This is a genomic window from Sandarakinorhabdus sp. (assembly GCF_031422795.1).
In the GTDB taxonomy this organism is placed as follows: Bacteria; Pseudomonadota; Alphaproteobacteria; order Sphingomonadales; family Sphingomonadaceae; genus Sandarakinorhabdus.
Genome location: NZ_JANPML010000264.1, coordinates 1 through 1,714, shown reverse-complemented (window position 1 = coordinate 1,714; position 1,714 = coordinate 1). Strand labels below are relative to the sequence as shown.

The following is a 1,714-nucleotide window of genomic DNA, read 5'->3' as shown; positions in this document are numbered from 1 at the left end:
TACATCCGGGATCAATGGCGGCAAGATCGGCCTGTACGGCACCAGCGGGGTAACGCTGGCGGCCACTGCGCTGCTTGATGCCAGTGCCGATGGCTATGCGGCGAACGACACGCGCGCCGCGACCGGCGGCACCATCGAGATCGGCACCGCCGGCACCGGCAGCATCGTGGTGGCGCCAGGCGCCCGGATCGATGTGGCAGCCCGACGGCCGGGCATCCGGCTGGTCGAACAGTTGCGCAAGGATCCGCTGACGCTGAGCGACACGCTGACCTACAACTACGCCCAATCCGATACCGGCGGCAGCGTGGCCTTCCGGGCCCCCGTCACGCTTGATGGTGCCAACCGCGAGACGGTCGACATACGGTATGCCGGCAGCATCGCTGGCGCACGCGAAGTGTCGGTCGAAGGCTTCAGGATTTTCGATCTTGGCACGATGGCGCTGGCGAGTTGCGCAAATGCCGATATCTGCATCAACGATCTCGGCCAGGCTGTGCTCGATCTCAACGCCATGCCCGCGACCAACCGACTGGGCTCGACGATCGCCGGATCAATTCCCGAATTCGTCCGCAACTTCGACCTTTCGGCATCGAACGCCGGGCTGGGCGCGCTGGTTCAAGACCCCAATTTCCGCGCCCGGCCGGGCGTCCAGCTTGAATATGTCGGCGATATCGTGCTGGCGTCGAACTGGAATCTCGGCGCGGCCACGGTCAATGTGGCAGCCGCGCTGGCCGATGGGCTGATGGCGCGGTCAGCGCAGCTGGGCAACGGGCTCAACTATGTCGTGCCCGGCAAGGAATCAGAATTGTTCAGCGGCGTGTCCGCCGGCGGCGTGCGCTATAGCGATTTCATCTATCGGGTTGGTGGCCGCGCCGATGGCGAAGCCGGGGTGCTGACGCTGCGCGCCGGCGGCACTCTCGACATCCGCGGCTCGATCAGCGACGGCTTCTTCAACTTCGCCGACCAGACGGCGCCCGAATATCTCAGCTTCCAGCTGGGCGGCGGCAACCGCGATTACCGTCCGGCATTCGAGGTCAGCTGCGGTGGGTTCTCCATCCCGTGCGACGATATCGCCACGCCCTTCTTCGCCTCGCCCGGCTCCCTTACGCCGCCGCTGCCGTTCAGCGACATCATCAATATTTCGGTCAACCGCCTGGTGCGTGGCAGCGACAGCGTGGCCAGCCTGGGCAACCCCATTGCCCCTTATAGCGCCGCCGCCAACAGCCCCGGCGCATTGGGCCTGCAGGCGCAGGGCGCTGGTGATCCGATCGGCAGCGCCGTGGTGGCGCCCTTGCTCGACGGTGGCAAGGCTGCTGCATCATTCAGCCTGCGCCTTGTCGGTGGCGCTGCCGCCGATGGCGCGCTGACCCTGGCGGTCACCGCCGATCCACTGGCGGTTGCGGCGTCTGCTGTTGGCAAGGTCAGCGTCTCCGGCGGGTCGGCCTATCGTGCTGCGCCGCTGGTTGTCCCGCAGCGCTACGCCGGCGACCTTGAACTGAGCAACCGCGATCCCAATCAGGGCGTGACCTTCTCGGCGGCGCCATCGGCGCTGCGCGACCTGCTCGAACAGAATATCGTCGTCCTTGATGGGACCAACTACACGCGGCTGACGCTGTCCGGGGCGCCCACTGCGGTCCGGATCTTCCTGGTCAACGCCGCTCGGAATTATATCGCGGCCAACAATATTCCGGCCGATGAATATCAATTCTTCGGTCCC

Annotated in this window: 1 protein-coding gene; it reads left to right on the top strand. The window is 65.8% G+C overall.

All coding sequences use genetic code 11. From position 1 onward, the window contains the following. Nucleotides 1–1,714: hypothetical protein (locus tag RMO81_RS09495; RefSeq protein WP_310475598.1), on the top strand; the 1,714-nt coding region annotated here is incomplete at both ends.